The organism is Paenibacillus sacheonensis, from assembly GCF_009909195.1.
GTDB lineage: Bacteria > Bacillota > Bacilli > Paenibacillales > Paenibacillaceae > Paenibacillus_Z > Paenibacillus_Z sacheonensis.
In genome coordinates, this window is sequence record NZ_JAAAMU010000020.1 from 117,952 (window position 1) to 124,786 (window position 6,835).

A 6,835-nucleotide genomic window follows, 5' to 3' on the forward strand; every position below is an offset into this window, starting at 1 on the left:
AGGATGACCGCCATGGAATTCACGCCGCTTGCGCTAGGCGAATCCATCTCGATACCGAAGCTCTATTCCTTTCATTATTTCGAATATGCCAAAGGCTTCGTGTTCGAGGGCGAGGAGCATGATTTCTGGGAGTTTCTCTACGTGGACAAGGGCGAGGTCGAGGTCCGCGCGGACGATCGGACGATCAAGCTTTCGCAGGGCGAAATGATCTTTCATAAACCCGGCGAATTTCACACCGTTCGGGTCGCGCAGGAGCACAAGCCCCCGAACCTGATCGTCATTTCATTCGAATGCCGCTCGCCGGACATGGTTCGATTCGAGGACAAAGTAATCGCTCTGGGCAAACGGGAACGGGAGCTGCTCGCGCTTCTTCTTCAAGAAGGGTTCCGCACGTTCAGCCCTGCGTTCGACGATCCGCGGGTTCATCGGCTGTCGCCGCATCCGGAAGCGCCTTATGCCGGCCAGCAGGTGATGCGATCCTATTTGGAGCTGCTACTCATATTCCTGCTCCGCGGCGAAGGGCCGGCCGTGCCGGAATCGCCCAGGCTGACCTCGATGCATCAAGACAACGCCGAGATGCTCGCGGAGGAGCGAATTTTGGCTTATATGCAGGCGCATTTGGCGGACAACCTTACGCTTGACCAGCTGTGCCGTGCGATGCACCTCGGGAAAACCCGGCTGAAGGAAATCTTCCAAACCCGCATCGGAACGGGGGCGATGGAATACTTCAAGCAGCTCAAGATCACGGAAGCCAAGTCGCTCATTCGCGAGCAGCAGTACAACCTTACAGAGATCGCCGCCAAGCTCGGATATGCGAGCATTCATTATTTCTCCCGCGACTTCAAGCGCTCGACCGGCATGTCCCCTTCGGATTACGCCCGCTCGGTCAAAGCGCGCGCGGAAAGCCGCGACTAGTTGATGCTCGAACACGCCAAAAAGGCCTACGAGTCGGTCCGCTATGCGGAAACCACGCCAACTCGCAGGCCTCTTTTCTTCGTTTCCGCTCCTCCTAAACCTAGTTCGATTAATTTCTTCGTCTAAAGTCATTCTTTCGACAAAGCCGTTCTCCTTCGGCGCTCTTGATTGGCATCGTTAAGTATCCGGTTAAGCGGCGTCGGCCAGCGCAGCGCTCTTTTTCCGCCCGTACACGGCGCGGGAGAGCAGGACGCTGATTTCATACAGCAGCACGAGCGGGATGAAGACCATCAAATGCGAGATCAGCTCGGGCGGCGAAATCAGGCTCGCGACGACGACGAGCACCAAGTAGGCGTAACGCCGCATCTTGCGCAGCCCCTTCGGCGTCAGCACGCCGATTTTCGTCAGAAACATCACGACGACCGGCAGCTCGAAAGCCGCAGCGAGCGGAATGACGATATTGCACATAAAGCCGAAATACTGCGCGACGCCGTAGGTTTCGACCAGATGCATGCTATGCGTGATTTTAGAGGTGAAGGCGAAGCTCATCGGAAAGACGACGAAATAACCGAAGGCGAGCCCGGTCAGGAAGCATATAACGCTGTACGGCACGTACCGCAGCGCCGCCGAGCGCTCTTCGGGATGAAGCCCCATCTTCACGAAGCCCCACAATTGATACAAAATAAACGGCAGCGAGACCGTGAGCGAGATTACGACCGCAATCGTCATGTACATGCGAATGCCGTCCCAAGGCGAGAATACGTTCCACGTCATCTCCGAGCCAGGCGGTACGCTTTTCAGATACCGCAGCACCTTCGGCGACAAATACAGCCCGCCGCCCATCGACGCGAGGAAGACGGCAAGGATGCGCCAGATTCGGCTTCGCAGCTCGCTCAGATGCGACAAGAACGTCATCGTTTCTTCGCTGACCCTCATTCGCAGCACAACCTTCCGGGCTTCCTCAGCTCGAACGTATGGAATCCGTCCCTCAGCTTGTCGTTGATTTCCTTCAGCCTCTCCACATCCTCGAACGAATACTTGCGCGCGCCGCCTTTCGATCTGACCGGGAATACCAACTGCCGCTCCTCATAATACCGGATCTGCCTTTCCGTCAAACCAGTCAAGTCGCAAACGATTCCGATGCCCATCACTTTGTCCTTCATCGTCTAACGGCCTCCCCACGTAGGTGTAGTCGTCGCTCAGCACTTCCATTGACTGATGTTATGAAACTTAACACGCATCTCTTGAGTTGGATGATAACAGCACTTCCTGTAATGTTCAATGGGCCTGAAATCCCGGTCTATATCGTATGCAAGGTTAATAGGCTGTCCTATTAGCGGTATAAACGCCCATTTTATAGGGGTTTTAGCCTAATAAACGTTAGTTGAAATATTTTATTTATCACCTATATTAATTTCATTTATGTAAGATTATCTAACAAATTATTGGCCCGTCATAAAAATTCCGTGCTACATTTGCTCTCAGAGTCGGACAGATGATCTATTAAAGGAGCTGAAGCGCATGGAAACGAAAGAAACGCCAAACGAATGGTCGCGCAGACAATTTCTGACGACCGTCGGAAAGATCGGCGGCGCCGCTGCCGTATTCAGCGTCATGGGCACGATGGGCTTGTTCTCACCCGAAACGATGAAAGCCGCCGAGTACGAGCCTCCTTCCAGCTGGGATTTGAAAGGCACGAACCGCTCCGGCAAACGCATCGTCATTCTCGGCGCGGGTCTCGCCGGCCTAACGGCCGCATACGAGCTCGGCAAAGCCGGGTACGACTGCACCATCCTCGAAGCCCGTGCCCGCTCGGGCGGACGCAACTGGTCGGTGCGCCGCGGCACGACGGTGACGGAGGTCGGCGGACAAAAGCAGGTCGCGCGTTTCGATGACGGCCACTATCTGAACGCCGGCTGCATGCGCATCCCGCAATTCCACGTCACCATGGAATACTGCCGGGAATTCGGAATCCAGATGGAGCCGTTCAACAACGTGAACGAGAGCGCGTACTACTATAACGAAAATGTCGGCGGCCCCCTGTCCGATACCCCCGTGCGCAAACGTGCCGCGAAGGCCGACGCCAGGGGATACATTAACGAACTGCTGGCGAAAGCCGTCAATCAGCCGGGCCTCGACCTGCCGATTACGCCGGAGGAGAAGGCAAAGGTCGTCGCCTACCTTCGCTCCGAAGGCAACCTCGACGCCGACTTGTTCTACAAAGGCTCATCGCGCGGCGGTTACAAGGATGAACCCGGCTCCAGGCTCGATGCCGGCGTGGTCCGCGACCCGTTCGATATGAAAGCCATTATTAACTCCGGTTTTGCCAACTACTTCAGCAGCGAGTACGAGTATGACCAACAAATGATGATGTTCCATCCCGTCGGCGGCATCGACGCCATTCCGAAGGCATTCGAGAAGCGGCTCGGCAACCGGATCAAGCACAATATGGAGGTCACGGAGATTAAGCATGTCGGCGAGAAGGTGCAGGTCTCGTACAAAGATCTGCTCAGCGGCGAAGCCCAGCAAATCGAGGGCGACTTCTGCATCTGTACGATCCCGCTGTCCGTCCTGAAGACGATCAAGCACGACCTGTCGCCGGAGATGACCAAGGCGATCAACAATACGAGTTACGCCAATGCCGGAAAAATCGGCCTCCAGTTCAAGCGCCGCTTCTGGGAGGAGGACGATCTCATCTTCGGCGGCAACACGCTGACGAACATGGATATCTCCTCCATCTACTACCCGCCGACGAATTATTTCGCCAAGAAAGGCGTGCTGCTCGGCTACTATGCATTCGGCGCCAAGGCGGACAAATTAGGCGCGCTCTCCTTCCAGGAGCGCGAAGCGATGGCTCTGGCCCAAGGCGCCAAGATCCATCCGCAATATTACCGCGAGTTCGAATCTTCGTTCTCCGTCAATTGGAAAAATATCAAATACAACATGGGAAGCTGGGTGTCCTACTCGGGAGAAGACCGCAAGACCAACTATCCCGTGCTCTGCCGTCCCGATCGCCGCGTCTACCTCGCCGGCGAGCATATCAGTTACATTACCGCCTGGATGGCCGGCGCCATCGAATCCGCAAGGTCCGTCGTCACCGACATTCACGAGCGCGTCATGAAAGCCTAGCTATTGACAGCATCAAAACTCGACCGTCAACGCTCAGCCTTATTCGACGGCAACCGCCGGCAGCAAGCTCTTCGACGACAACCGGCGACCTGCAGAGCAATTGTCGGCAATCGCCGGGAATCGTCGGGTTTTAACGGAAAACAACAGCATCCAGCGGTATTCGCCTGCATTTGCGCCATTTCTTTCTCACGGCCGCGCCTCCGAGCGCCCCGCCGAACGTTAACAGACCAATCAGGAGGGGAAGAACCATGCATCTGAACCGTAAATTAAAAATCGCCCTTGGCGTCGTCGTGATTTCCAGCCTGGCAGCCACGGCGAGCGTATACGCCGCGATTACGCCGAACAAATATCCGCTGGCTCCGATTCACGAGCCTGAATTTTACGGAAGTCCTTCGTCCTCCATCGCGAGCGCCGTCGCCATGCCCGGCGATGTCGCCACGTTCGAGACGAGCGGCACGACCCCGTCCGTCATTAACAAGGATGGCAAAACGGTTTACGAACGCTATGGCGATACGGAAACGCAAGGGCTCAGCGTATTGAAAAACATCGAGAAGCAGCTTAAAGAGCAAGGCCTCTCCCTGAAAGACGTCACGTACCTGCGCGTTTACGTGGCGCCCGACGCCGAGAAAGGTGGCAAGTTCGACTTCGATGGCTGGTTCAAAGCGTATGCGAAATACTTCAATACGACAGACAACCCGACCAAGACCGCCCGTTCCACCGTCGGCGTCGCCGGCCTCGTCAGCGCCGACTGGCTGATCGAGATCGAAGCCGTAGCCGCCTATCCGAGCAATCACAATCAAGATTAATGCGCTTCGCGCAGCGCAAATGAAACACCGCCGCCCTTCAGGCTGTTCTTGCCCCATGCCAACCACACCTAATCGAATGGAGATGATCGCATGCTGCAAAACATTGGCTTTCCCGGTCTGATGATGATTATGGTCGTCGTGCTTATTATTTTCGGTCCTTCCAAGCTGCCTGAGCTCGGCCGCGCAGTCGGCCGTACGCTGCATGAATTCAAAGCCTCCGCCAAGGAGCTCGTCTCCGATAACAAAGAAGAGGTGACGGACAGCAAGTCTTAGCTGCCGATGCCGGAATAACGCGCTATGCAGCAGCCCCCGCAAGAAACAAGAAGGCCGTCCCCGAAGCTGCATTTATCAGCTTCGGGGACGGCCTTCTCCTACATCAATCAAGACAGGCGTCAATAATCATTCATCTCAAACCTAGACTCCCACTCGCGGCGCAACGTACAAAAAACCTTCCCGAGCGGTGCAAATAACGCATCGCGCGAGAAGGATGATCGGCTTATGGTGCGGTCAAGAGGACTCGAACCTCCACGTCATTGCTGACACTAGAACCTGAATCTAGCGCGTCTGCCAATTCCGCCATGACCGCATAAGAAGAAGAATAAAAGTGAGCCATGTAGGACTCGAACCTACGACACCCTGATTAAAAGTCAGGTGCTCTACCAACTGAGCTAATGGCTCATAAATGGCTGGGGATCTAGGATTCGAACCTAGGGATGACGGAGTCAAAGTCCGTTGCCTTACCGCTTGGCTAATCCCCAACAAGAATGTATGCTCTGCAGACTAAGCTGAAACTCCGCTTGAGCGCGTAAATTAAATGGCGGAGCCGACGGGATTCGAACCCGCGGTCTCCTGCGTGACAGGCAGGCATGTTAGGCCTCTACACCACGGCTCCACACTGTAGCTCTCGGCCAGACGCCAAGAAAATTTGGTTGCGGGGGCAGGATTTGAACCTGCGGCCTTCGGGTTATGAGCCCGACGAGCTACCGGGCTGCTCCACCCCGCGTCATTAAGAACTAGCTATGCAATTCCTTCTCGGCCAGATGCCAAGACCAAGAAAATTTGGTTGCGGGGGCAGGATTTGAACCTGCGGCCTTCGGGTTATGAGCCCGACGAGCTACCGGGCTGCTCCACCCCGCGTCATCAAGAACTAGCTATGCAATTCCTTCTCGGCCAGATGCCAAGAAAATTTGGTTGCGGGGGCAGGATTTGAACCTGCGGCCTTCGGGTTATGAGCCCGACGAGCTACCGGGCTGCTCCACCCCGCGTCGTTAACTACTATATAGATGGTGGAGGCTGACGGGATCGAACCGCCGACCCTCTGCTTGTAAGGCAGATACTCTCCCAGCTGAGCTAAGCCTCCATACTGGTGACCCGTAGGGGACTCGAACCCCTGTTACCTCCGTGAAAGGGAGGTGTCTTAACCACTTGACCAACGGGCCTTTATCATTAAGGGTCTCCCAAAAAGAATTCGGAATACCACGTAATCGCCGTTTCACGTTTAGAAACGAATATGGCGGAGAGCGAGGGATTCGAACCCTCGATACGCGGTTAGCGTATACACGATTTCCAATCGTGCTCCTTCGACCACTCGGACAGCTCTCCATATGGCTCCCCGAACAGGACTCGAACCTGTGACAACTCGATTAACAGTCGAGTGCTCTACCAACTGAGCTATCAGGGAATAAATCATGGCTGTAATACGCTCTTGCAAGCAATGCTTACGGCCATTAAAAAACCCACTGCAAAGTGGGCATGTCCTCAACTTACGCTGAAGAATACAACTCAAAAACTGAATATGAATTCATGCCTTCGCAAACTTTAGCTGGTTAACTTTTATTAGGATAAGCCCTCGACCGATTAGTATTCGTCAGCTCCACGCATTGCTGCGCTTCCACCTCGAACCTATCAACCTCGTCGTCTTCAAGGGGTCTTACATACTGGGAAATCTCATCTTGAGGGGGGCTTCACGCTTAGATGCTTTCAGC

The 6,835-nt window shown here is 54.9% G+C and carries 6 protein-coding genes, 11 tRNA genes and 1 rRNA gene; 4 read left to right on the plus strand and 14 right to left on the minus strand.

Annotated elements, in window-relative coordinates:
- Nucleotides 1-12: 12 nt before the first annotated feature.
- The gene (locus tag GT003_RS26730) at nucleotides 13-915 is read left to right on the plus strand and encodes a helix-turn-helix domain-containing protein (protein WP_161703768.1); all 903 of its coding nucleotides are present in this window, start codon (nucleotides 13-15) and stop codon (nucleotides 913-915) included.
- 189 nt (nucleotides 916-1,104) lie between these two features.
- On the opposite strand, the gene tatC is transcribed toward GT003_RS26730, so the two are convergent.
- Nucleotides 1,105-1,851, minus strand: a complete 747-nt coding sequence (gene tatC / locus GT003_RS26735; protein WP_161703788.1) for a twin-arginine translocase subunit TatC — start codon at nucleotides 1,849-1,851, stop codon at nucleotides 1,105-1,107.
- A complete protein-coding gene (locus GT003_RS26740; protein ID WP_161703770.1) occupies nucleotides 1,848-2,078 on the minus strand; it encodes a MerR family transcriptional regulator in 231 nt (76 codons plus the stop codon). The genes tatC and GT003_RS26740 overlap by 4 nt, the downstream gene beginning before the upstream one ends.
- A gap of 358 nt (nucleotides 2,079-2,436) precedes the next feature.
- On the opposite strand from GT003_RS26740, the gene GT003_RS26745 reads away from it, so the two are divergent.
- The 3 genes from GT003_RS26745 to GT003_RS26755 all read left to right on the plus strand — a co-directional run bounded on the left by GT003_RS26745 (nucleotide 2,437) and on the right by GT003_RS26755 (nucleotide 5,123).
- Nucleotides 2,437-4,044 carry a flavin monoamine oxidase family protein gene (locus GT003_RS26745; RefSeq protein ID WP_161703772.1) on the plus strand — a complete coding sequence of 536 codons (1,608 nt, stop codon included), beginning with the start codon at nucleotides 2,437-2,439 and terminating at the stop codon, nucleotides 4,042-4,044.
- A gap of 248 nt (nucleotides 4,045-4,292) precedes the next feature.
- Complete coding sequence (locus GT003_RS26750) at nucleotides 4,293-4,850, plus strand: RidA family protein (RefSeq protein ID WP_161703774.1); 558 nt, start codon at nucleotides 4,293-4,295, stop codon at nucleotides 4,848-4,850.
- Between the two features lie 90 nt (nucleotides 4,851-4,940).
- Nucleotides 4,941-5,123, plus strand: coding sequence for a twin-arginine translocase TatA/TatE family subunit (locus tag GT003_RS26755; RefSeq protein WP_161703776.1), 183 nt, complete (start codon nucleotides 4,941-4,943; stop codon nucleotides 5,121-5,123).
- A gap of 226 nt (nucleotides 5,124-5,349) precedes the next feature.
- On the opposite strand, the gene GT003_RS26760 is transcribed toward GT003_RS26755, so the two are convergent.
- The 12 genes from GT003_RS26760 to GT003_RS26815 form a co-directional block, all read right to left on the minus strand.
- Nucleotides 5,350-5,436, minus strand: a tRNA-Leu gene (locus GT003_RS26760).
- 19 nt (nucleotides 5,437-5,455) lie between these two features.
- Nucleotides 5,456-5,528, minus strand: a tRNA-Lys gene (locus tag GT003_RS26765).
- Nucleotides 5,529-5,533: 5 nt separating this feature from the next.
- Nucleotides 5,534-5,608 (minus strand) — tRNA-Gln (locus GT003_RS26770).
- 57 nt (nucleotides 5,609-5,665) lie between these two features.
- Nucleotides 5,666-5,742, minus strand: a tRNA-Asp gene (locus GT003_RS26775).
- Nucleotides 5,743-5,776: 34 nt separating this feature from the next.
- Nucleotides 5,777-5,853 (minus strand) — tRNA-Met (locus GT003_RS26780).
- Nucleotides 5,854-5,910: 57 nt separating this feature from the next.
- Nucleotides 5,911-5,987: transfer RNA gene (locus GT003_RS26785), tRNA-Met, on the minus strand.
- Between the two features lie 51 nt (nucleotides 5,988-6,038).
- Nucleotides 6,039-6,115: transfer RNA gene (locus GT003_RS26790), tRNA-Met, on the minus strand.
- Nucleotides 6,116-6,134: 19 nt separating this feature from the next.
- Nucleotides 6,135-6,210: transfer RNA gene (locus GT003_RS26795), tRNA-Val, on the minus strand.
- Nucleotides 6,211-6,214: 4 nt separating this feature from the next.
- Nucleotides 6,215-6,289, minus strand: a tRNA-Glu gene (locus tag GT003_RS26800).
- Between the two features lie 72 nt (nucleotides 6,290-6,361).
- Nucleotides 6,362-6,452, minus strand: a tRNA-Ser gene (locus tag GT003_RS26805).
- 3 nt (nucleotides 6,453-6,455) lie between these two features.
- Nucleotides 6,456-6,531: transfer RNA gene (locus GT003_RS26810), tRNA-Asn, on the minus strand.
- 156 nt (nucleotides 6,532-6,687) lie between these two features.
- Nucleotides 6,688-6,835, minus strand: a 23S ribosomal RNA gene (locus tag GT003_RS26815); the annotation flags it as partial.

What these genes read in the sequence shown, in the direction of transcription:
- GT003_RS26730 (WP_161703768.1), top strand. Translation starts at nt 13, where the DNA reads ATGGAATTCACGCCGCTTGCGCTAGGCGAATCCATCTCGATACCGAAG.
- tatC (WP_161703788.1), bottom strand. Translation starts at nt 1,851, where the DNA reads ATGAGGGTCAGCGAAGAAACGATGACGTTCTTGTCGCATCTGAGCGAG.
- GT003_RS26740 (WP_161703770.1), bottom strand. Translation starts at nt 2,078, where the DNA reads ATGAAGGACAAAGTGATGGGCATCGGAATCGTTTGCGACTTGACTGGT.
- GT003_RS26745 (WP_161703772.1), top strand. Translation starts at nt 2,437, where the DNA reads ATGGAAACGAAAGAAACGCCAAACGAATGGTCGCGCAGACAATTTCTG.
- GT003_RS26750 (WP_161703774.1), top strand. Translation starts at nt 4,293, where the DNA reads ATGCATCTGAACCGTAAATTAAAAATCGCCCTTGGCGTCGTCGTGATT.
- GT003_RS26755 (WP_161703776.1), top strand. Translation starts at nt 4,941, where the DNA reads ATGCTGCAAAACATTGGCTTTCCCGGTCTGATGATGATTATGGTCGTC.